This is a genomic window from Peribacillus sp. ACCC06369 (assembly GCF_030348945.1).
In the GTDB taxonomy this organism is placed as follows: domain Bacteria; phylum Bacillota; class Bacilli; order Bacillales; family DSM-1321; genus Peribacillus.
The window spans coordinates 4,136,187-4,158,821 of sequence record NZ_JAUCEN010000002.1; the positions used below are offsets into that span (position 1 = coordinate 4,136,187).

The following is a 22,635-nucleotide window of genomic DNA, read 5'->3' on the forward strand; positions in this document are numbered from 1 at the left end:
CTGCATAAAAGTTAGCTCCGATCCTAGCTAGCCTTCTTTTCTCCAGTGATCGGGAATGCTTAAAGAAAGCGGCAATTTCGTTTTCATATCACCTTTAGCCGAGTTAACCTGTGCTTGTGTGATGAAGAAACTTCCAGTGAGGTCGGCACCGCGCAAATCAGCGTCCCTAAAGTCTGCGCCGATAAGATCAGTCACTCTCATGTCAGCTTCTCTGAGGTCAGTTGCAATAAACAAGGCCCCTCTTAAATTCGCCCCTCTAAGGTCTGCACCTCTCAACTTTGCACCAATAAGGTCACTACCCCTGCCTATTTTGTTCTGTTTCTTTCGATTTCCATTTTTCTTATTTGGTACCTTTGCACGTACCAGTTCACTTGTGCGCAGAAGTAACTCATTAACGGTCGCTCTATGGGCTGGTACATTTAGATTCATGATAGCTTCTGGGCTTTGCTGAGTGAGATATTCCGTGTCCTCAAAAGCGGCCTGCAAATCTCGATGAAGAGGTTTCGCATCTTCTAAATTCAGTGCTTCATTCAAGTAGCAAAGCATTTCATGAAGTTGTTGCATAATAGGAAATACCTCGAACATTTCCTTTGCTGACGCTGGGTTATCTCTCCAATCGTTTCCTTCATAAGTGAGTTGAGATACCTTCTGACCTGCACCGAAGCATTCATATACCGTACAGCCTCGATATCCTTTTGCTCTGAGATTTTCATGGATGCCGCAACGATAATCCGATTGCAGGTTTGAACATGGTGTACCTCCATCTTTATCCAATGCAAAATCAGCAGATTTTGCATATGGCAAGGCTACACAGCACAAACCGAAACAATTCTCACAGTCTGCACGTAATTGATTAAGAATACTATCGTTATTCGTTAATTGATTAAACATACTTACACTTCCTTCTATAAAACCAATCGTTTCATACTAGTAGATTTTTTGTTTTCTACTATTTCATCAAAAATCCCAGCAATGCCGGGAAAATATCTGGGAATATTTCTTCATTGCTACAACACCCAAGGTCCCTTACAATCGTCACTCCTGCCCTTTCCCTATTATTAATAGAAGAAAATGGATTTATAAGTTCTTACTATAATGGTAGAATGTTAGCCTTTGACCCGTATCCGCACTAATTTCCTCATTAATCGAAATCCGTTCAAAACCGTTTTTCACCAAAACCTTTTGGGAGGCAATATTGTCGCTTGTCGTTTTGGCATGTATTTGAGTCACATTCATTTCCGGTGCCAGATTAACCAAAAGCCTTAAAGCTTCGTTCGCAATCCCTTTTTGCGTAAACGCTTCACCGATTCTATAACCGACCTGAGCCGTACCATTAATCGGGTCAATATCCACAAGATTAATCCTGCCGACGATTGTTCCTGAGTCTTCCTTAATCAGATAAAAAGAGGAGATAGCATCCTCTTGTTCTTTTAATAATTCCTTATGCCTGATTGCAAACGTTCCAAAGCTATAATAATCATCTCCCCGGCCTGGGACCGTTTGCTCGAAAAACCTTCTATTATTGCATTCAAATGCAAATAACTCTTTTGCATCCTGTTCATTAAGCCTGTCAATGTATATATCCATCATTCCTTCATCCTTTCAATAAACGTTTAATATATGCGACCTGATATCTTCCATACCTATCATTCAAGAAAACCAAGGGCTTATCCTTCCTGATAAAGATATATAATGGAAGATTTGTATACCTGTTTTTTGTGACTTCTTATTCAGTCCCTGAATATGGATACATACATGAATTACTTGAAATGTCAAAAATAAATTATTTTCTTCTGGTAATAAATCAACGGATGATGTATCATAGTCATCAGATATTCATTATTCTCATTTGGTTAATCGGAATTAGGAGGAATATATATGATTGGTTATGTGTTTTTAAATCTTGCCATAATGCTCGTTCTTTTAGGCGTTTTATTTTACATGAATAAGAAGCATGTTTCCTTTACAAAAAGGGTCTTTACTGGACTTGGTTTAGGGATTGTATTCGGACTTCTTTTGCAGTTTTTCTATGAACCTCAATCAGAAGCGATCGTTAAATCGGTCGATTGGTTTAACATTGTAGGTTCAGGCTATGTCAAGTTCCTGCAAATGATCGTTATGCCGCTTGTCTTCATTTCGATCTTATCCGCATTTACAAGATTGAAACTAACTAGCAATATCGGAAAGATCAGTATCCTGATCATCGGAATCCTGCTTGGAACGACTGCGATTGCAGCAGCCGTCGGGATTACCTCGGCAACTGTGTTCAATTTGGAAGCCGTTCAAATTGACCAAGGGGATGCAGAGTTAAGCCGCGGGGATGAAATAACGGAAACTTACGGTACGATTCAGGATAAAACGATGCCGCAGCAAATCCTTGAATTGATTCCGTCCAATCCGTTCCTTGATTTAACGGGAGCACGACCGACATCAACCATTTCAGTTGTGATTTTTGCCGCATTTCTTGGGATTGCCTATTTAGGGGTTAAAAGGAAGCAGCCTGAACAAGCTGAATTTTTTGCTAAAATAGTAGATACATTGCACAGCATCACCATGCGCGTAGTCACATTGATCCTTCGTTTAACACCATACGGAATCTTGGCGATCATGACGAAGACAGTAGCTACGAGTGATTTGGATGCCATCCTGAAATTGGGAAAATTCGTCGGTGCATCTTATGTCGCCCTGATTGTCATGTTCCTCATCCATTTGTTATTGCTGACGATTTCAGGATTGAATCCAATGGTATATTTGAGAAAAGCTTTCCCGGTATTATCGTTTGCCTTCACTTCGAGAACAAGTGCAGGAGCACTTCCATTGAACATCCAAACGCAGAAACAACTAGGGGTGTCCGAAGGAATTGCCAACTTTGCCGGATCCTTTGGCTTATCGATCGGTCAAAATGGCTGTGCCGGTATCTATCCGGCCATGTTAGCGGTCATGATCGCTCCAACGGTGGGAATCGACCCACTATCGCCTTCCTTTATAGCCATGTTGATTGCCGTCGTGGCCATTAGCTCTTTCGGGGTTGCAGGTGTAGGTGGAGGAGCAACATTCGCTGCCATTCTAGTATTATCTGCAATGAACTTGCCAATCGCTTTGGCTGGTATATTGATTTCCGTCGAGCCATTGATCGATATGGGAAGAACGGCTGTCAATGTCAGCGGCAGCATGACTTCCGGTATTCTGACGAGTAAAATAACGGGTGACCTGGATAAAGAACAATTCAGCGAAGAATCATCTTTGAAAATTGAAGCTGAAATGTAAAATAAAAAAGCATCGGACTTCCTGCCTTATGGGAAGTTTGATGCTTTTTATTTGCTTGTAAATTGGAACTATATAATCACTTCAATCACTTTTGGTTTTCCTGATGGTATATCCACAATAAAGAAGGATACCCAGCATCGTTATGACACTGCTCAATATCAAATTTACGTTCCCTTGATAATTGGTCAATAAAAGTTTTGGTGCAAAAAGCAATATTGGAATGATGATGGAAACCCAGGTTTTACTCCATATGGATATGAGGATGAATATAGAAATGGCTAGTATTACAGCAACAATAGTACCTGTGTTTTCAAGTTTTATAAAAGTTGTGCTATGAGTTCCACTAAAAATAATTAAACCTGCAAACAATGCTATCGAAATCATGCCTAGGGCAAATAGGATTACACCTTGCTTGAACATGGATAATTTATGCCTCGCCATATACCTGAAAGATATCATATAAACTAATATTGAAAGGATTCCAGCCATAGGATAACCGATGATCTCCAAAAACGAAAATTCAATTCCACCATTTAAAGCCTTATCAATAATCAAATAGGAAAATGCCCCAAATAAAATCATCAATATATATTTAAACCATCCCTTAAAATCGACTGACATTTCATCAGAAAGAAGTTTCATGTATTCTTTTGGACTACTGCCTATGATATGTTCTACACTTTTTTCATCACACTCCGCTTCAAAAAGATGGACCTCTAACTCTTCAATGATATCCTCAATTGCATCGGTTTTCTTCCCACTCGAAAAAAGGTATAATCTGAGGTTTTCCAAAAAGGTTTGACTCTCCTTGGATAACGTTTTGTTAACATCAAGCACAGTTACATTCCCCCTTTGTTTTTCACTATTTTATTTACATTTGAACTTAGCTTATCCCAGCGGTCAATGAAGACTTCCAGTTCGCTCTCGCCTTTTTCAGATAACGAGTAATACTTCCGGCTAGGTCCCGCTGTTGATTTCTTTAAAGTGGTATTGACTAATTTTTCTTTCTGCATGCGTATTAATAAGGGATAGATGGTACCTTCACTTAAAGAATCAAACCCATATTCCCCAAGCTTCTCGGCTAATTCGTACCCATAAACTTCCCCTTCTTTAATGATCGCTAACAGACAACCTTCCAAAATCCCTTTAAGCATTTGAGTTGATGACATGGATATTGAATCACTTCTTCCTTTGTCTTGTATAACAAGGTATTGGGCCCAAAAATATTTACCTTGCAAAGCAAGATATACTTTATTTTACATTTTACTACCTGGTATTGCAAGTCATTAATTCCTTATTATTCCTGTAGTGAGATTTACTTTTTTTTTGCGTTTTAAAATTTTTGGCGATTTAACAAAAAGGGACACTCCCGAAAAGATTTCATATAAAAAATGATAGTTTAATAAGATATTGAGGATACATTTTAATCAATAAGTAAATGCAAGTTATTTTCTTGTTTCTTATATCTTCCCTTTATTTCTCCAACATCATTAATTGTAATCGAATCAATGTTTTCAATGGGGGCATTCTCTAATATCAGGTGTAGTTTATTTATGTTTTGAATTCCATTATCAACATGGGCAATAACAGGTTGTTGAATAAGAAAATCTTGATTATTCATTCTTACTTTTATAAAGCTCTTATGTAAAAGTCTATCTTCTAATGGGATGATATTCATAGGGTCAAAGGATATAGCAGTTATTTCCCCTTCAATATATAGATGAATACCTGCTTGTTCATTAAACTCTTCAAATGCTTTGAATCTCTTTTCCATAGCAAAATTAACGACTTCCTCTGTTTCAGAACTTATTTTAACATCAGCTATTGAATATTCCATATAGTCACCGGACTGTTGTTTTAATAGGTCATATAATGTATATTCTATATCAAAAAAACTTTCCATCCAACCTGGCGAAAGCTCTTCGAGTAACAAGCACATAAACAAGCCGGAACTATAACTTCTCCTTCTTATATTAGAAGTAGATTCATATTTGTTCATTAAGTCCTGTCCATACATTCTTAAAACTGAATCGTAATCAAGCGGGCTTTTTTCCGAGTAAGCCTTTAATTCCACATACAACGCAGGTCCCTCAACGGTTTCAATTAATTTTTCATATGTTAGGTACCCTGTAATCTTGGCTGTTCTTTTTTCTCTTAAGGCAATGAAAGCATTAAGATATTGTTTCTTCTTAATTATGTTATTTTCCAACAATGCATTATAAAGATTTGTTCTTTCCTGATTTCGTAATTCCACATTACCTTTTGACAACGGATATGTAATTCCCATCATTTCATCTGGAAACCGTTTTTCACTTTTTATATACTGATGCCCGTGAAATAATTCGTGAATCAGTATTGAATACAAACCTTCATATTCCTCATATGATTCCATATTGACAATCGCAGTGGGATATTCTTCATATAGGATGATTGTATCTCCAGTAAACTGTACATCCCATCTTAAAATATGAAATCTATCTTGTTGATTGCTACTAAATTTAGGATGATTGAATAGATAAACATTTCTCCTATCATATAATGCATAAGCAACGAGTTCAAAACCCGGCCAATAATTTTCCAATTTCTCTTTAACTAAGTCTTCAGCAATTCGATTAAGATAATGAGTCATTTTTTACCTCCCCTCCACTGTTTCAATTCGGTTAAAAACATAATACCATATATTATTTAACATAAATATCCAAATTCTTAATAGAAACACAAAATGCCACTGTAAAATATCAGCTCACGGGAGCGAATATCTTACAATGGCATTTTTCATGTAATGTGGCCTGAGATCATTTTTTAATTTGCCTTGCTGGATAATGATTGGCCTGATAAGCCGAAAACGCTTGGTACATATACTGGATCGAAGCATACACCCCATATGCAAGGAGTATTCCGGCCAGCACATCCAATACAGCATGCTGTTTCGTAAATAGCGTCGAAAGGATAATCAGTGTTCCGAATGCAGTGACACTGGCATACTCCCATTTATGCTGTTCTTTCCGCTTATGGACGACGATCATCATGATGAATGTAGTCAGTACATGAATGCTCGGCAGACAGTTGACAGGTTGATCATGACTATAAACGAATCGCATTAAATGGGCAAAGATATCGTTCCCCACCACTTCTGGACGCGGGACTGTCGATTGCCATAGGCAATATACAAGAAAACTGAGAAGTTTCCCCGATATCAAACTGCCTAATGCTACAAAATAGTGCTTACGGTCAACAAAACAGTAGTAAATCAGCAATCCATAAATATACGGATACCAAAGTAAATATGGAACGACAAATTCTTTAATAAAGGGAATCTCCCCATCTATTATAGTCGTAACATCAACAGCGTGACCTGAAGATTGATTGATTACCGAGTAGATGGAACTAGTAATCATTAAAAGTAATAAATAGCATAACGGGTGAAAGGATAAGATAGGATTGTTTTTCATAGCTCGCTCCGGCTTTCAATATATTGGGTAATTTCCAAAGATTATTATACAACATTTTTCGCTAGATTGATTATTTATATGCTAAAGTTAATGATTCCCATGAACTAGTAAAATGGATATCTCTTACTTTTCCAGTTGTAGACCAAAAATAACTAAATTCCCATTCAGCTGCATGACATAAGGAAAGCCATGGTATGCATACCACGGCTTGAAACTGAAACTTTATTTATGCCCCGCTTACTGCTAGATCTTGTTAAGCCTTCTTTTCCATACATACGTCAAGGTAATGAAGATATAGATGCAAAGTGTAATGATCGTTACGATTATGGATGTCGTGAAAATAATTCCGATCAGGATCGTTATTAAAGCGATGATCGCAGCCCATGTCGTATACGGGAACCATTTAACTGCATAGCCACTTGTTTTTCCGGACTGTTGTTTACGTGATTTCAAATGGGCGAATGCAATGATCAACCAGATGAATAATACAGTATATCCCAGCGATCCCATTAGGAAATCAAAAGTCTTGCTTCCTGCAAATAAGGAAATCAGTACACCGCCGTATAAAGCGGACGTACACATTAATATTGCGTAAACAGGAACTTTCTTCTTGGATAAACGTGAAAAGATTTTCGGAATGCGACCGTCCACAGCTTGTGTATACAGGACGCGGGATGAACCATACAATCCAGAGTTCATCGATGAAATGATCGCCAGTAGAACGACGGCGTTCATAATATGGTCGGCACCTGGAATCCCAATCATTTGAAAGACCATCACAAACGGACTTTCCGGCACACCGTTTACTTCGTTCCAAGGAATCAAGCTAACGATGATGAAAAATGGAATGATATAGAAAGAAATGATCCTGACCAATGTACTGCGAACGGCTTTTGGAACAACTTTTTCAGGATTTTTCGTTTCAGCCAATGTGACCCCGATGATTTCCGTACCACCATATGAATAGATTACCACCAGCATCGCCGTGATTAAACCTGTCGATCCATTCGGAAAGAAACCGCCATGCTCAGTCAAGTTAGAGAAACCGACCGCTGTATGATCACCAAAAGTCACGAGCAGTAACAATAATCCAGCCATGATGAACACAATGATGACGGTAATTTTAATTAATGCAAGCCAGTACTCCGTTTCAGCAAAAACCTTTACCGACAGCAAGTTAACCGCAGTAACTAACACCGAAACAGCTAATGCCAGAATCCAGATCGGATATCCAGGCAGCCAATATTGAATGAAAATCGCCGCAACCACTGATTCGGCCGTGATGTTCAATACCCACATTTTCCAATAGATCCAATCCAGGAAATAGGCAGGATACTTTCCTAAAATCGATTGGACCAAATCCCTGAATGTTCGTGCACCGCTATTGCGGACCGCCATCTCAGCTAAACCTTGCATGATGAATAATAGGATGATGCCTCCTATCAAATAAGCAACGATTACGGATGGTCCTGCCATATCAATGGCTGAACTGCTTCCTTTAAATAAACCTGCCCCGATGGCACCGCCCAATGCCATCATCGTAATATGCCTTGAAGTCATTGTCCTCTGTAAATTCCGTTTTTCAGTTTCCATATCCTAACCTCCCAAAAATCAAAAAAAGCATATCGTCTCTTCCTTCATAATCAAATGAAGAAAGAGACGATATGCCTTAAGCTTACCGCGGTACCACTCTTATTGGCTCTTTTCGAACCCTGCTTTAAAAACCTTGTAACGAAGGTCAATCGTTAAAACAAAAGAGTAGATTACATCTAATCTTCCGCTTTACCACTCCCAGGCAAGTTCAAAGAATCATTGGACTGCGTTGCACCAACCCGCAGCTCTCTTAACCGAATAATATGCTTTTACTACTCCTGATCATTGCGTTTCAAAAATTATATCTGAATATTTTTAATAATATCCAATACTATACGGACTCGAAGTAAATTTGTCAATAATTTTCTTAGGATAATATTTTTAAAGAAACAAATCATCGGAAATCATGATTAGAAAGCTTTTTGAAACAGTAAAATGCTATTTAAAATAAAGGCACTTTGTGGCTTTTTTCGGCGCTAACGCACCCGTTAGATTATCAATGTTAACCTCTGGTATAATTGGTATAAAATATAAATATTAACTATTTCCATTATTATTGGAGGTCAATTTTGATGTTTGAAGCATTAGGGAATTTTATCGGAGCAATAGCAACTGCGTTAATGGGAAAGAATAAGAAAAATACGAAAAAACATTAAATCGGTGGCTTTTTTAATAATTTTTTCCTTTTTTTCGAAGGTCTTTTTGTTACCTTTCTACATTCCAACTACCTCTCATTCGCAAAATCAAAAAGAAATAGACCCCTTCCTTTGAGGAGGGAGGTCTATTCTTTGGTTAGCTCTCGTATTACTTTTTTAATAGTTACTATCTCTTTATAAATTTATTACACGCATAAAGCCCTGCGACACCAGTTATTTCTGCTGCTAATGATTTAAGAGCAGATCCACCTACTCTCAGTTTAATTTGAATGAATAGAGACTATAGCTGTAAATAATACTAAACTCAGGAATACCATAAAAATCCGATTGAAATTTTTCATTGCTCAAAATACCTTTTCTCATGTGTTTGTTTTAATTGTATAATCATGTATGCAATATGTAAATATTTCCCTTGGAAAAGGAGGTAAATATGAATAGAATTTTTAATTACACGACTGTATTAACATTCTTTCTTTTAATTTTATTTAGTGCGAATATGATTAAACCAACAACTTTTGTAGTTCTATTTATTCCATTAAGCCTTTGTATGTTAGGAGTCGGAATAATTCAATTAAAAAAAACTATAAAAAATAGAAATAATATTGAAGAAGAAGCAAGTACATTTAAAGCTTTATTAGAAAAAAGGATAAAATAGCCACACCTAATAAAAGTGGAAAAAACCACTCCCTTTTTTAGGTGTGGTTTTTAGTTATGTACCTTTCTTTACCATTTTTTGATAACTAAAACGGTCTCAATAGTTAAAACAAGAGTATTTTTCTCGTTATTCTGAGAAGAATCGTACATTTTGTTGCTAGGCCTTTGGAGAATACCCATTTCTGTAATTAAGTTCAATAAAAAATGTATCATGATGTCACCTTCCCCATCTATAATTAGATGGAATAGCAAGACCGTGACCTTTTTCCTGAATCTTATATTAATAATTCCAGCTGGAAAAACCCTACAATTAACAGATAATGTTTGCCTAATAAAATCAAACTATTAAAACCTTATCCCTAACCATGATGCAACCACCATCAACACCCCAACGACAACCACTACAACCGGCCCTACAATAATTAAGCCGAATAGCAAAGAGACTACTGCATCCATGAAGATTCGAAGGGGTCCTGCTTTTTCCTTTTTATTAGCTTGCTCCGTCAATAGGTTTTCAAGATGACCGACTTTTTGCTTCAATTCCTGCAACTCTTGAACCACTTTTGTGTTTTGATCCATTATTTACACCACTCCTTGCATTTAACAATAAGTGTTAATTCTATCATTTACATCCATTTTAAAAAAGTGAAATTTAACCTCGAAACCAACTCTACCATTTTATTTCCATCCATAAATATTAAATTCTATTTTCTCAAATTCTGTCATCAATGTTACAATAACAGGGTTAATCAACCAATCTATAGAACACGTGAGGTATCATACTTTTTATGAAAGCATTACGATTATTAAAAAGTTTTAACTTTTTATATTTTGGACTGCTTGCCATTTTCATTCCGTTTCTCCCAGTTTATCTGGCTGATCAAGGTTTGCGTCCAGCCCAAATCGGATTCATCATCGGTACAGGAGGTTTTGTCACCCTCATCACCCAGCCTTTATGGGGAATGATCAGCGACAAAACGAGGACTATACGAAAAGTCCTGTTGTTACTCATCTTTTTCTCGAGCGTAATCGGTTATTTTCTCTATGACTCAAGCAGTTATATTCAGCTCATCCTGTTTGCCATGCTGCTATATTTCTTTCTGATGCCGATCGATCCCCTGACAGAAAGCCTCAACTTCACGATTGCAGAGAAATCCGGGATCAGTTACGGTTCCATCCGGACATATGGTGCTTTGGGTTATGCGGTCATTTCACTGATCACCGGCTATGTTATGTCATATTTCGGAGCTAACAGCCTGGCCTTCCTTTTTGCCGGCATAGGTTTGATCAGCTTCATCGTCAGCTGGATGATGCCTGATGCACCCGTTTCGGGAAAACCTGTCACTTTAAGCAGCCTTAAGCACTTTTTCAGCAATAAAGAGACACTTCTCTTTCTGTTATTGGTGTTTATCTGTGCTGTTCCAGCAAGGATGAACGATACTTTCCTCGGAGTGTATATCCGGGAACTTGGAGGAAGTGCCAAGCTTGTAGGCTTGACCTGGTTCTTAGCGGCAGGAAGTGAAATCGTTGTATTCGCCCTAAGCTTCTGGTGGCTGCGCAAGGGTAAGGAAATCATCATCATTTCGTTTGCAGCGGCGTTTTTCTTTATCCGTTATTTCGTCTCTGCGTGGATAACCGATCCACAGCTATTAGCTTATTTGCAGGTCATGCAGCTATTGACGTTCCCCATTTTCTACTCGGCCGCCATCCAATATCTGTATCGGATCGTTCCGGTGGAATGGCGTGCTACAGGCCAGACGGTACTGGCGCTGCTATTCTTCGGGGTTTCGGGAATCATTGCTTCTTATATAGGCGGAGCCATATATGGGGCTTTCGGGGGCAAGACCCTTTACCTGTTCATCTCCTCCATCTCCTTCATAGGAATGGTATTTGCTTTGGTTCTTTATCGGATATATGGCAAGAGGCTCGATACTGCAGAAGAAGCTGTATAATCCAAAAAACGGTATAAAAAAGAGCATGTTTTGATCAAAACATGCTCTTTTTGCATTCGAATGTAGTTTCCATTAGCGAAATAAGGGGGCAACCGTTAACATTAGCACGGAGATGCAAAGCAGAATTGTAGTTGTCCTGTTTGAGAGTTTTACTTGTCCGCCATTTTTATAGAACCCTGAAAATTGAAGCCGATTTTTATAGAGTACATAAAGTAATGGAAAAATTGCCAGACCAACAATCCATCCGCCCGTGGTATTCTCTACGGTTATACCAAAAATCGCATAGATTGAATTAATGATGAACCCCAAAATCATTCCAATAACGAAAATAATGGTGACGATACGAAATAATTCTAAGATGACTCTTAACATCATTCACCCGCTTTCTGCTTTTAAGCTGATTTATTATCCAAGAAAAAAAGGCTGCCGCAGCAACCCCTGATAGTGAAAATAACTTTCCAATATAGTGGGATAATTCCCTTAATATAACAAACTTTTACCTATTGGTAAATAGACGCTCTCACTGTTCTTCTTGTACGAGCGAATGCTTAAATGCGTAAATCACTGCTTGTGTGCGGTCTTGCACGGCAAGCTTACTTAATATATTGCTGACATGCACTTTGGCTGTTTTCAGGGCTATGTATAGATCATCCGCAATTTCCTGATTCGATTTCCCTTGTGTCATCAGCAGTAAAATTTCCATTTCGCGATTCGTCAATTGATCATGAAGCTGTGAAATCTTTGGACGACGCAACTTTTCCATCATTTTCCCCGTCACTTCCGGTTCAAGTACGCTTTGCCCCTGGAACGTGGAACGGACAGCTCTCGCAATCTCGCTGGCCTTAGATGTCTTCAACATATAGCTCGTCGCTCCGGCTTCCAATGCCGGGTACACTTTTTCATCATCAAGGAAGCTTGTCACAATGATGATCTTTGCTTCAGGCCATTTTTCGATAATTCGTTTCGTCGCTTCTATGCCGTCCATTTCAGGCATGACCAAATCCATCAAAATGATATCCGGACGCAAATCCATTGCCAGTTCGACAGCTTTCAGACCATTGTCAGCTTCCCCAATCACTTCGATATCCGCCTGTGCGGATAAATAAGCCGATACCCCTATTCTTACCATTTCATGGTCATCGACAAATAATACTTTAATCATCATGATCACCTCCAGCATTTAATAATGGGATTTTCACTTCAAGTTTCGTTCCTTTATTCGGAACGCTAACAAGCTGCATCGTTCCGCCTAATTCAACAGCCCGTTCATGCATGTTTTGCAGACCATATGATCCCGTTTTCGACTCTTCGACGTTAAAACCGATGCCATCATCCGTTATCCGTAAAATGATCAGTCCATCACGAACGATCAATAGCACTTCAAGCGAATCCGCTTTTGCATGTCTTAGAGTATTGGAAATCGATTCTTGTAAAATCCGAAACAGATGGTCCTCAATCCCCTTATCCAGAGTGACAGGCTCCATCTTCCATTTTATATCCATCGTTACTTTTTGAGCCAATTCCAAAAGGAGCTCCTTCATTCCTTCCTGTAAAGATTTTCCCTTTAATGCAACGGGTCTCAAGTGAAGCAATAAAGCCCTCATCTCGAGCTGGGATTGATGGATCATCTCTTCCACTATCTTGAATTGTTTCATTTCCGTTTTTTCCATATCGGATTGTGACTCGGTAATGGCCGACATGAACATCGAAGCGGCAAACAATTGCTGACTCACCGAATCATGCAGTTCCCGCGCCAAACGGTTTCGTTCCTGGGAAACGATTTCCTGGATCTGTTTCTCCTGATCAATGGCCTTTTCATTCGCCATTTTTTGCGATAATTTAGTCTGCTCATTGATTTGCTTATGAATCAGATGCATCCGTTCCACCATTTTAGCCATTTCTTGGACCGGAAACGTCTCCTCTTGCGAAGGTAAGCGGCCCTGTTCAAGTAAATGAAGCCCTTCATCCACCCTTTCCAGCTGCCTCTTCCAAAACATCCCCGAAACGACTCCATAGATCAACCCTACCGTAATGACCAGACTTGGCAGGAATATGACGAAAGGTAACCCCATGACCACTTTCTCCCACAATAAACTCCAGTCGGATAAAGGAAAGATAAAGAAAACCGCCGCCGGCAAAGCAAGGGAAAGAACAAAAGAAACACCAAGGGCAGTCAATATCTGCCGTGTCATTATGCTCATACCCGCTTCACCTCTAAATCCCCAACTAAGATTGAAGTGATGATATGAACCTTGTGATCCGTTTCATTGAACCCTTCCGTTTGGTAGGAATAAATTTGATTAAAGACCCTGGATTCAGGCTTATTTTCAAAGATTCGGGCCCTGCCTGCAACGACGGAATGATGGACCCTGATTTCGATGCCATATGGTACAAGGACAGTAATATTGCCAATGATATTCCTAATGGAAATGACAGCGTCGCCTTTCGGTAAAATCGTTTTGCTTAAATCGATAACCGTATCACCGACCCCGCCCTGAACATTAACGGAATTCCATTCATATACATGTTCGGCCGTTTGTTGATGACCGAACAACTTATTTTTAAATAGATAATCGGTTTTCAGCAATCGTTCCTTCTTGATCCGTTCTTCGTCCAAATCCTCATTGGTTAAAATGGGACTGATCCAATCAGGGTTCTTTTTGGACTGATAATATAAAAGCAAAAGATAAATGAGGATCGCCATAAGGAAAAATCTAAAGACGAACATATTCAAGACTGTGATGATAAGGGAAATCAGCCCTATAAAAAATAGGATTTTCCCGATTGACCGTTTTGTGAATTTCCTGCCTAAATAGATAAATCCTATCGAAAAAGCGATGGAAAAAAGGAGACCTCCACCCGTAAATGAAATCTCTAAAAAAAGCAGGACGACTCCGATGAGAAATATCCATCCCATATAGTCCGTCTTCATCTTGTTCAACATCGGTTCGCCTCCCCTGTATGATCATGATATTCTTAAAAGGCACAGGAACCCGTGCCTTTTAAGAATACCATGAAATTATCACGTTCTGAAGACTGTTTTCCCCCGCCCTCCATTCCAATAAGCCAGGGGATAACAGGAATTCTTCAATGTACGTTTACGCTTCTTTCTGTTCCAATTCTTTTTCAAGCTGGACAATCCTGGCATCGATCGTATGCCGATTATAATCTGTATGGACCTGGTGCTCGATGCGATCGATATAATGCTCCATTTCTTCAAACATCGCTACCGGTTTCGCGTCGGAACTGCCTCCGTCCAATACCCGATTGATCCGGTGGTTTGCCCGGGCAATATTCTCCCTGCCCATCAGTTCCATCCGCTTTAGATGCATATCCTTGAGCTTATGCTTCATTTCTTCATACTTCCGCTCCAGTTCAGCCAACTGAACCTCTGCACTTTTATGCGCCTCCTTCAAACTAAGCCCACGATCCTCATAGTGCAGGCTTTCCTTGATGGCAAATTCCATTAAATCGGTTTCTCCCGACTGCTTAGCGATTTCCGCCTGATGCTTTCGTTTTTCAGCTAGATTTTGCGCTTGATTATATTCACGCGTGAACTCTTCTTTCAAAAGATATTGACGTTCAAGCAGCTTACCGACCTTTTCTGTCTCCTGCTCACATTGACGCAAATATTGATTTAACATCCCAATTGGATTTTTTTGCTCCTTCTTATCCAACAAGTCATGAAAATCCGCTGAAATCGTTTGTTTCATTCTTGAAAATAAATTACCCATTTCAATTCCATCCCTTCTATTAGTTCTTATTCAACTCTTTCCACTCTCTTTCAAAATTTGAGAATGGGTCGTTTTCATTCGATGATGCACTTTCATCATTTTCATTCCATTTTTTATAAACCAGGTAAAGAACATAAGCTGCCACCAATCCCAATATTGCCGGGATATGGGAAATAGAAACGATCAGCACGATAATGGAGACTGATCCCCACGCAACCTTTGCCCCTGTCGATTCGGACTTCATGAACTGCTTGAATCCAAAGTATAGGATCGCCAAGCAAATCGCCAGGCTGATCAATGGACCCACATTCGCCAGTAACAGGAATAATGCGATCAGTCCTACAATAAATAAACCAAATTTCTTCATTGTTTTCGTCCTCCTTTCCTTGTTTATATCTTATCTACTTTTACAAGTTCGTATAATGAGCCTTAGCTATATTTTCTAGTAAGACTTAAGGCGTAGATGCTCTAAGTCCCAGGCTAATGAGGGGCGTTTTGATCGTGAATTTGGACGGCTTACTCGTGAATTTAGATGGTTTACTCGTGAGTTTGGACGCTTTACTCGTGAATTCAGCTGGTTTACTCGTGAGTTTGGACGCTTTACTCGTGAATTCTGATGGTTTACTCGTGAGTTTGGATACTTTACTCGTGAATTCAGCTGATTTACTCGTGAGTTTGGACGCTTTACTCGTGAATTCAGCTGTTTTACTCGTGTTTGGACGGCTTACTCGTGAATTCAGCTGTTTTACTCGTGTTTGGACGGCTTACTCGTGAATTCTGATGGTTTACTCGTGTTTGGACGGCTTACTCGTGAATTCAGCTGGATTACTCGTGTTTGGACGGCTTACTCGTGAATTTAGCTGGCTTACTCGTGAGTTTGGACACTTTACTCGTGAATTCTGATGCTTTACTCGTGAGTTTGGACGCTTTACTCGTGAATTCTAATGGTTTACTCGTGAGTTTGGATACTTTACTCGTGAATTCAGTGTTTTGCTATTTATGCTGAAAATAAAAATCTTCCGATTGTATATAACCGGAAGATTTTTGAACTGCTATTTTCATTACAAATACAAACCTTCGACGTAAACTGACGTGATGGTTTGTGAAATTTCTTCAACAGAACTATGATGTTCGTTTCGGACAATTTCCCAAAGATACATTTCATTCGTGAAAAACCACCCTCTTGCGACAAGCTCATGGTTCAGTTCAGCTCTTGCCAGTCCATTTTGCTGTGCGTAGGCGACGTCCTTTGAAATTCGCTGGATGAACTTCATGCGGATCGCTTTCCATTTATCTGATATGACGGTTGAAACCCCAATGGCCTGTTCGAAAACTTGCATCATATAGCGTTCAGCCTCTGCCATTTTTAAAAATGCATTGGCTTGTTTGTTTATGATATGTTTTGCTTCGTCTTTTGATTTTGGAAAGAAAGAGGTCTCGGCAATTTCGTAAAATTGCTCCATTACGTTCTCCATTAGTACAATTAAAAGATCCTCTTTTCCTTTAAAATGAACATAGGCAGTTCCGTATCCGATGTTTGCCCTTTTGATCATTTGGGAGATAACCGCAGCTTGAAAACCTTCTTCAAGAAATACTTCCTTTGCAGCTTCCAATAACTTTTGACGTGTCATGATTGAGCGCAAATGTCGTTTATCCCCTATTTTACCATTATCCATGCCTATTCCTCCCCTTATCTTCTAGCATAATGGATTTTCCTCAAAATAAAAAACATTTGTTGGAAATTTTTTTGTGAATGATCTAATGTTTATAATTTTCTGAATTAACTTATTGACATCGCGTCATATTCTTTGGTACGATTCTCCTAGAATATTAGATAAACTAATATAGGAGGATGATTATGGTTTCAGAATACACGTTGGATTATGCAAAACAATTGGATGAGATAGATACACTTAAAGGTTTTCGAGAAGAGTTTTATTTAAAGCCGGATTCGATCTATATGGATGGAAACTCATTGGGGCTTCTGTCGAAAAGGGCTGAACGCACTCTTTTGGAATCTTTGGAAGATTGGAAGGAACATGGGATTGATGGATGGACACAAGGGAATCACCCATGGTTTTTCATGGCAGAGAAATTGGGCGCGAAGATGGCCCAATTGGTCGGAGCTTCTCCCGAGGAGGTTATTGTAACCGGCTCCACAACTGTAAATCTGCATCAACTTGTAGCTACTTTTTATAAGCCGGAAGGCATGCGTACAAAAATTTTAGCAGATGAACTAACCTTTCCGACTGACATTTATGCTCTTCAAAGTCAGCTGCGTACACATGGATACGATCCGGAAATCGATCTTATCCGCGTGAAAAGCCGCGATGGAAGGTTTCTTGAAGAGGATGACATCATCGAAGCAATGACCGATGACATCGCTTTGATCATCTTGCCTACAGTCCTCTATCGCAGCGGTCAAATATTGGATATGAAACGATTAACTGAGGAAGCTCATAATAGAGGAATAGTAATCGGTTTTGACGGATGTCATTCTATTGGTGCGATCCCGCATTCATTCAGCGAATGGGGTGTGGATTTTGCGTATTGGTGCAATTATAAACATTTGAATGGCGGTCCTGGCGGTGTTGGCGGTTTATATGTAAATCGAAAACATTTTGGAACGATGCCTGGATTGGCTGGATGGTTCGGCTCCAAAAAAGAAAAACAATTCGATATGGAACATACCTTAACACCAGCTGAATCAGCAGGCGCATATCAAATTGGAACGCCGCATGTGTTAAGTTGTGCACCTTTGATTGGGTCATTAGACATTTTTATAGAAGCGGGAATTGAGAATATTCGCGAAAAATCACTGAAAATCAATCAATATTTAATGGATTTAGTCGAATTAGAATTGGAAGACATGGGTTTTTTCATTGGAACGCCTAGAGAAGACATACGTCGCGGCGGTCATGTAAGCCTTGAGCATAAAGAAGCTGCACGGATATGTAAGGCATTGAAGGAAAACGGTGTCATTCCCGATTTCCGCGCACCCAATATCATTCGCCTTGCTCCAGTTGCACTATATACTTCCTACGCAGAAGTTTGGGAAGTGGTACAAATACTCAAGAAAATCATGTCAGAAAAACAATATGAAAAATTCAAGAATGAACGTGAAGTGGTTGCATAACGTGAATTTTTCGGCAGAGGAGGCTTCTTCCCTCCAATGGTTAGTTGAATCAGCCCGTCATTAGTCTACGCTTAAAACTGACTGCCCATTAGGGCAGGATAAAGTCTTTTGGATAAAAAGGGGATGAACTATGGAGAACAAAAATACTCAATTGAACATTAAAGATGAGCCAGAGAAAGGATTAAAACGTGAGTTAGAAACAAGCCAGCTTTCCATGATCGCGATGGGCTGTGCCATCGGGACGGGGCTATTCCTTGGCAGCGGGCTTGCCATTCAAGCGGCAGGGCCAAGTGTATTGCTCAGTTATGCTCTCGGGGCGTTCATTGTCTTACTATTGATGGGCTGTTTAGCCGAAATGACGGTTGCCCATCCTACTTCCGGATCTTTTGGAGCCATTGCTGAAAAGTACATGACTCCTATGGCAGGCTATCTTGTCCGCTATTCCTATTGGATTGGCAATGTTTTGGCTGTTGGGGTAGAAGTGAGTGCAGTCAGCGTATATATGAATTATTGGTTTCCGGCCGTTCCGGGAATCGTATGGATTTTGTTGTTTGCAGGTGTCCTGATTTATGTAAATGCTACCAGCGTGAATACATTCGCTACATTTGAGTATTGGTTCTCCTTTATTAAAATAAGTGCCATTGTTGGTTTTATCCTTCTTGGAGCCTATGTACTATTCGGTTCATCCGAACAGCCACATATAGGACCGGAAAACTTCGTGAATGAAGGCGGTTTTTTCCCATTTGGTTTGAAGGGTATGTGGATAGCCGTATTCATTTCTTTATTCAGCTTTCTTGGAACTGAATTGATAGCGGTTACATCAGGGGAGGCAAAAGATCCAGATGCAGCTGTTCCAAAAGCATTAAAAGCTACTGTGTTTCGTTTATCCACTTTCTATGTGCTGACAATCGGGATCATGCTGATGATCGTTCCATGGAAAACGGCTGGGATCGAGGTAAGTCCATTCGTAAAAGTGATGGAAATATTGAACATTCCAGGTGCATCCGGGATCATGAACTTTATTATTTTAACGGCTGCCATATCTGCCATGAACGCTCAGCTCTATGCTTCAACACGTATGATGTTTTCATTGGCACGTGGAAAAAATGCACCTAGCTTTTTAGGAAAGTTAAACAAAAAGGGTGTTCCGACAAAAGCACTTGCTGTCTCTTCAACAGGGATTTTTATCGCTGCAGGCGTTCATGCGTTACTTCCTGGTTCTTCCTATGCCTTCATGATGGGGATTTCCATGTTCGGTGCCATGTTCACATGGCTTATGATCTTCATCTCCCATTTGTTTTTCAGGGTGAAATGGGATAAAACAGGCGGACGCAAGTTACCGGTAAGGATGATCGGTTTCCCCTATTTAACGATACTAGGAGCTGTTCTTCTATTTAGTTTGATGATTACGTCATGGTTTACGGATTTCAAAATCATGCTTCAATTCGGGATTCCTTGGTTACTATTTTTATCTGTCGCTTATTTTGTTTCGAAAAAAAGAAATATTAATCATAATGTAGTGGAGGAAACTCTGGCAGAAAAGATAGAATAGAATGACGGAAAAAATTGATCACAGTTTTTTATATGAAAAGTGAGGGGATTGCGGAATGAAGAATATGGATAACAATGGACAAACAATAACTGGGCTTGAGAAAGAAATTCAAACCGATTTTCAAAAGTCGATGTCTTACGGAGATTATCTCCACCTTGATAAGATTTTAACTAGTCAACATAGATGTTCCGATCATCATGATGAAATGCTTTTTATCATTATCCATCAAGCGAGTGAGCTATGGATGAAGCTCATTTTACATGAATTGACAGCTGCTACTGAGTCTATTCGCCAAAACAAATTGGAACCCTCGTTTAAAATGCTGTCGCGTGTTTCAAGGATTCAGCAGCAATTGATTCAGTCATGGAATGTCCTTTCAACTTTGACACCGGCAGAATATATGGAGTTCAGGGATAAACTTGGACAATCTTCCGGATTCCAATCCTATCAGAATCGTTTGATTGAATTTGCTCTAGGAAACAAAAATGTCCATACGCTATCTGTCTATCAACATCAGACAGATCTATACGAACAAATGCAGGAGGCCCTTAATGAGCCAAGTATTTATGATGCGGCGATTAATGCCCTTGTGGCGCGGGGATTACCCATTGATCAAGAAGCGCTTAACAGGGATTGGTCACAAAAATATGAACCAAATACCAGTGTAGAAGAAGCGTGGCTGACAGTTTACCGCGATGTCGAGCAATATTGGGACTTATATGAGTTGGGCGAGAAGTTAGTGGACATTGGCCATCAACAGCAATTATGGCGTTTTAATCATATGACCACAGTGGAAAGGATTATTGGTAATAAACAAGGTACTGGCGGATCATCAGGTGTCAACTATTTAAAAAGAGCCTTGGACCAACACTTTTTCCCAGAACTATGGAGCCTAAGAACGAAGCTATAAGAGGAAAATAGGCAGGTTAATTTTTAAAGAAAGCAACAGCCAGAAGATATGGAGGTAAGATGCATGGGAACATGGATTGATATTTCACAACGTCTGGATGAAAACGTTGCAGTCTGGCCTGGAGACACACCTTTCTCCTACAAAGTCAATTGGAGTAAAGAAGAGAGTGGATCTGTCAATGTAGGTCAAATCAATATGAGCATTCACACTGGTACCCATATTGATGCACCTTTTCATTTTGATAACGATGGAAAAAGAGTGATTGAACTGGATCTCGATTTATATATGGGGAATGCCCGAGTCATCCTTTTACCAAACAGAACGAGCATTGGAGTCAATGAATTATCCAATCTGGATCTACAAGGCGTCACCCGTCTGTTAATTCGGACAGACGCATGGAAGGATAAACGTGTGTTTCCACAAACCATTCCTCATATCCAACCAGAATTAGCGGCATATCTTTCAGAACTCGGTGTTCGTCTTATCGGTCTTGATTTGCCATCCGTAGATCCATTGGATAGTAAAGAACTGTCTGCCCATCATGAGCTTGCCGGTCATGGAATTCACATTTTGGAAGGGCTTGTATTGGACGATATAGGACCAGGGAATTATGAGTTGGCAGCCCTCCCACTTCCATTAGTTGAAGCAGATGGAAGTCCGGTACGTGCTGTTTTGAAAAAGTTACCCTAACATATAACAGTGTTGGTATTGAATTAATAAAAAAAACGAGCCAGATCAAAAAATGATTTGGCTTGTTTTTTTGTTTCATTAAACACCGTATTTATTAGTCAAGCCGACGATTTCCCCTCTCTATCGAATTTATCTCCCTAAACCAAGTACATCTATGTTATAATTTTCAGAATTCATCACTAAGAGTGGAGGTTCGAATATGGAAAACTTTTATTTGTTCATCATCATGTGCATTCTTCTCATCATTTTACCTGGTCCAGATACGGCGATAGCCACAAGGAACACCGTTACCGTGGGGACGTCGGGAGGTTTTAAAACGATGTTCGGCACATGCTGTGCCCTGCTTATCCATACATCAGCTGCCGTGTTCGGACTTTCGGCAATCATTGTGAAATCCGCTTTACTATTTTCCATCTTCAAATATGTCGGTGCCGTTTACTTGGTATATCTAGGCTTCAAGACCTTATGGGGATTAAGGAATAAGCAAGTGGCTGCAGCGGCGGAAACGTCAGTCAAAAGTAGGTACGAAAACCAGTCTTGCTTTAAGCAAGGGTTCCTTACCAATCTGCTGAACCCTAAAGTGGCCGTTTTCTTCTTAACGTTTCTGCCTCAGTTCGTGGATCCTGGCAAGGATACGTTTTTACCGTTCCTGATCATGGGCATTACGTATACCGTTTTAACTGCAATGTGGTTTGTATTTTATATCTATCTGTTGAACCAGATCAGTGCTTTTATGAAAAAGCCTAAAACCCAAGCGATTTTCGAGGGTATAACCGGGACGGTCTTGATTGGTTTCGGGATAAAGCTAGCTTTGGAAAAAGCTCATAATTAATTAGAACTGCACCCTAATTGTTAGACACCATCTAACAATTGGAGGTGCAGTTTTTATTTTAAAAAGAAGAAAAAGACTGGCTCTTGATTCTGGTGAAGATGTAGGGATTGTACCTTTAGGTTATGTTACAATTACAAAAACCATAATTTGGTTTTTTTAAATTCGGGAGATTCCTGTAAGCAAGGAGATACTATTTTAAATAATATC

26 protein-coding genes and 1 other annotated feature are annotated in these 22,635 nt (G+C 39.5%); of the genes, 11 read left to right on the forward strand and 15 right to left on the reverse strand.

Annotated features, from left to right (window positions below):
- Positions 1-27 precede the first annotated feature (27 nt).
- Both QUF78_RS21015 and QUF78_RS21020 read right to left on the reverse strand, forming a co-directional pair.
- Positions 28-891 carry a pentapeptide repeat-containing protein gene (locus QUF78_RS21015; RefSeq protein ID WP_289326178.1) on the reverse strand — a complete coding sequence of 288 codons (864 nt, stop codon included), beginning with the start codon at positions 889-891 and terminating at the stop codon, positions 28-30.
- 186 nt (positions 892-1,077) lie between these two features.
- On the reverse strand, positions 1,078-1,587 hold the full coding sequence (locus QUF78_RS21020; RefSeq protein WP_289326179.1) for a GNAT family N-acetyltransferase: 510 nt from the start codon (positions 1,585-1,587) through the stop codon (positions 1,078-1,080).
- A gap of 291 nt (positions 1,588-1,878) precedes the next feature.
- Here QUF78_RS21020 and QUF78_RS21025 point away from each other — a divergent pair, with 291 nt between their 5' ends.
- On the forward strand, positions 1,879-3,267 hold the full coding sequence (locus tag QUF78_RS21025; protein WP_289326180.1) for an L-cystine transporter: 1,389 nt from the start codon (positions 1,879-1,881) through the stop codon (positions 3,265-3,267).
- 81 nt (positions 3,268-3,348) lie between these two features.
- On the opposite strand, the gene QUF78_RS21030 is transcribed toward QUF78_RS21025, so the two are convergent.
- The 5 genes from QUF78_RS21030 to QUF78_RS21050 all read right to left on the reverse strand — a co-directional run bounded on the left by QUF78_RS21030 (position 3,349) and on the right by QUF78_RS21050 (position 8,312).
- Complete coding sequence (locus QUF78_RS21030) at positions 3,349-4,104, reverse strand: HAAS domain-containing protein (RefSeq protein ID WP_289326181.1); 756 nt, start codon at positions 4,102-4,104, stop codon at positions 3,349-3,351.
- 2 nt (positions 4,105-4,106) lie between these two features.
- The gene (locus tag QUF78_RS21035; protein ID WP_214770658.1) at positions 4,107-4,436 is read right to left on the reverse strand and encodes a PadR family transcriptional regulator; all 330 of its coding nucleotides are present in this window, start codon (positions 4,434-4,436) and stop codon (positions 4,107-4,109) included.
- Positions 4,437-4,690: 254 nt separating this feature from the next.
- Positions 4,691-5,896, reverse strand: a complete 1,206-nt coding sequence (locus tag QUF78_RS21040) for a hypothetical protein (RefSeq protein WP_289326182.1) — start codon at positions 5,894-5,896, stop codon at positions 4,691-4,693.
- Positions 5,897-6,062: 166 nt separating this feature from the next.
- Positions 6,063-6,719, reverse strand: coding sequence for a phosphatase PAP2 family protein (locus tag QUF78_RS21045; RefSeq protein WP_289326183.1), 657 nt, complete (start codon positions 6,717-6,719; stop codon positions 6,063-6,065).
- A gap of 243 nt (positions 6,720-6,962) precedes the next feature.
- Positions 6,963-8,312 carry an amino acid permease gene (locus QUF78_RS21050; RefSeq protein ID WP_289315181.1) on the reverse strand — a complete coding sequence of 450 codons (1,350 nt, stop codon included), beginning with the start codon at positions 8,310-8,312 and terminating at the stop codon, positions 6,963-6,965.
- A 59-nt stretch (positions 8,313-8,371) separates the two neighbouring features.
- Positions 8,372-8,607: a binding site (T-box leader), on the reverse strand.
- 791 nt (positions 8,608-9,398) lie between these two features.
- Between QUF78_RS21050 and QUF78_RS21055 the strand changes: the two genes are divergently transcribed.
- Positions 9,399-9,623 (forward strand): hypothetical protein, encoded by a 225-nt coding sequence (locus tag QUF78_RS21055; RefSeq protein WP_289326184.1) that lies wholly within the window; start codon positions 9,399-9,401, stop codon positions 9,621-9,623.
- 344 nt (positions 9,624-9,967) lie between these two features.
- Here the strand turns inward: QUF78_RS21055 and QUF78_RS21060 are convergent, their stop codons facing one another.
- A complete protein-coding gene (locus tag QUF78_RS21060) occupies positions 9,968-10,201 on the reverse strand; it encodes a hypothetical protein (protein WP_289326185.1) in 234 nt (77 codons plus the stop codon).
- A 209-nt stretch (positions 10,202-10,410) separates the two neighbouring features.
- On the opposite strand from QUF78_RS21060, the gene QUF78_RS21065 reads away from it, so the two are divergent.
- Positions 10,411-11,574: an MFS transporter gene (locus QUF78_RS21065; RefSeq protein WP_289326186.1), complete on the forward strand. Its 1,164-nt coding sequence runs from the start codon at positions 10,411-10,413 to the stop codon at positions 11,572-11,574.
- Between the two features lie 72 nt (positions 11,575-11,646).
- Here the strand turns inward: QUF78_RS21065 and QUF78_RS21070 are convergent, their stop codons facing one another.
- The 6 genes from QUF78_RS21070 to QUF78_RS21095 all read right to left on the reverse strand — a co-directional run bounded on the left by QUF78_RS21070 (position 11,647) and on the right by QUF78_RS21095 (position 15,675).
- A complete protein-coding gene (locus QUF78_RS21070) occupies positions 11,647-11,946 on the reverse strand; it encodes a hypothetical protein (RefSeq protein ID WP_289326187.1) in 300 nt (99 codons plus the stop codon).
- A gap of 148 nt (positions 11,947-12,094) precedes the next feature.
- Positions 12,095-12,736, reverse strand: coding sequence for a response regulator transcription factor (locus tag QUF78_RS21075; RefSeq protein WP_289326188.1), 642 nt, complete (start codon positions 12,734-12,736; stop codon positions 12,095-12,097).
- Positions 12,729-13,775: a sensor histidine kinase gene (locus tag QUF78_RS21080; protein ID WP_289326189.1), complete on the reverse strand. Its 1,047-nt coding sequence runs from the start codon at positions 13,773-13,775 to the stop codon at positions 12,729-12,731. The genes QUF78_RS21075 and QUF78_RS21080 overlap by 8 nt, the downstream gene beginning before the upstream one ends.
- Entirely contained in the window at positions 13,772-14,518 is a 747-nt protein-coding gene (gene liaF / locus QUF78_RS21085; protein WP_289315176.1) for a cell wall-active antibiotics response protein LiaF, read from the reverse strand. Before liaF ends, QUF78_RS21080 begins: the two co-directional genes overlap by 4 nt.
- Before the next feature lie 154 nt (positions 14,519-14,672).
- Positions 14,673-15,308 (reverse strand): PspA/IM30 family protein, encoded by a 636-nt coding sequence (locus tag QUF78_RS21090; RefSeq protein ID WP_289326190.1) that lies wholly within the window; start codon positions 15,306-15,308, stop codon positions 14,673-14,675.
- 19 nt (positions 15,309-15,327) lie between these two features.
- Positions 15,328-15,675, reverse strand: a complete 348-nt coding sequence (locus QUF78_RS21095; RefSeq protein WP_289315174.1) for a lmo0954 family membrane protein — start codon at positions 15,673-15,675, stop codon at positions 15,328-15,330.
- 134 nt (positions 15,676-15,809) lie between these two features.
- Here QUF78_RS21095 and QUF78_RS21100 point away from each other — a divergent pair, with 134 nt between their 5' ends.
- From QUF78_RS21100 to QUF78_RS21110, 3 genes are read left to right on the forward strand one after another with little or no spacing between them, the layout of a single operon-like run.
- Positions 15,810-16,082, forward strand: a complete 273-nt coding sequence (locus QUF78_RS21100; protein WP_289326191.1) for a hypothetical protein — start codon at positions 15,810-15,812, stop codon at positions 16,080-16,082.
- Positions 16,083-16,088: 6 nt separating this feature from the next.
- Positions 16,089-16,211: a hypothetical protein gene (locus QUF78_RS21105; protein ID WP_289326192.1), complete on the forward strand. Its 123-nt coding sequence runs from the start codon at positions 16,089-16,091 to the stop codon at positions 16,209-16,211.
- Positions 16,159-16,314 (forward strand): hypothetical protein, encoded by a 156-nt coding sequence (locus tag QUF78_RS21110; RefSeq protein WP_289326193.1) that lies wholly within the window; start codon positions 16,159-16,161, stop codon positions 16,312-16,314. Before QUF78_RS21105 ends, QUF78_RS21110 begins: the two co-directional genes overlap by 53 nt.
- A 55-nt stretch (positions 16,315-16,369) precedes the next feature.
- Here QUF78_RS21110 and QUF78_RS21115 read toward each other — a convergent pair whose 3' ends face one another.
- The gene (locus tag QUF78_RS21115; RefSeq protein WP_289326194.1) at positions 16,370-16,984 is read right to left on the reverse strand and encodes a TetR/AcrR family transcriptional regulator; all 615 of its coding nucleotides are present in this window, start codon (positions 16,982-16,984) and stop codon (positions 16,370-16,372) included.
- Between the two features lie 182 nt (positions 16,985-17,166).
- On the opposite strand from QUF78_RS21115, the gene kynU reads away from it, so the two are divergent.
- The 5 genes from kynU to QUF78_RS21140 all read left to right on the forward strand — a co-directional run bounded on the left by kynU (position 17,167) and on the right by QUF78_RS21140 (position 22,428).
- Positions 17,167-18,444 (forward strand): kynureninase, encoded by a 1,278-nt coding sequence (gene kynU / locus QUF78_RS21120; protein ID WP_289326195.1) that lies wholly within the window; start codon positions 17,167-17,169, stop codon positions 18,442-18,444.
- A 130-nt stretch (positions 18,445-18,574) separates the two neighbouring features.
- Positions 18,575-19,996, forward strand: coding sequence for an amino acid permease (locus QUF78_RS21125; protein WP_289326196.1), 1,422 nt, complete (start codon positions 18,575-18,577; stop codon positions 19,994-19,996).
- A gap of 55 nt (positions 19,997-20,051) precedes the next feature.
- Positions 20,052-20,906 (forward strand): tryptophan 2,3-dioxygenase, encoded by an 855-nt coding sequence (gene kynA / locus QUF78_RS21130; protein WP_289326197.1) that lies wholly within the window; start codon positions 20,052-20,054, stop codon positions 20,904-20,906.
- 63 nt (positions 20,907-20,969) lie between these two features.
- Positions 20,970-21,596 (forward strand): arylformamidase, encoded by a 627-nt coding sequence (kynB, locus tag QUF78_RS21135; RefSeq protein ID WP_289326198.1) that lies wholly within the window; start codon positions 20,970-20,972, stop codon positions 21,594-21,596.
- Between the two features lie 199 nt (positions 21,597-21,795).
- Positions 21,796-22,428: a LysE family translocator gene (locus QUF78_RS21140; RefSeq protein ID WP_289315164.1), complete on the forward strand. Its 633-nt coding sequence runs from the start codon at positions 21,796-21,798 to the stop codon at positions 22,426-22,428.
- Positions 22,429-22,635: the final 207 nt, after the last annotated feature.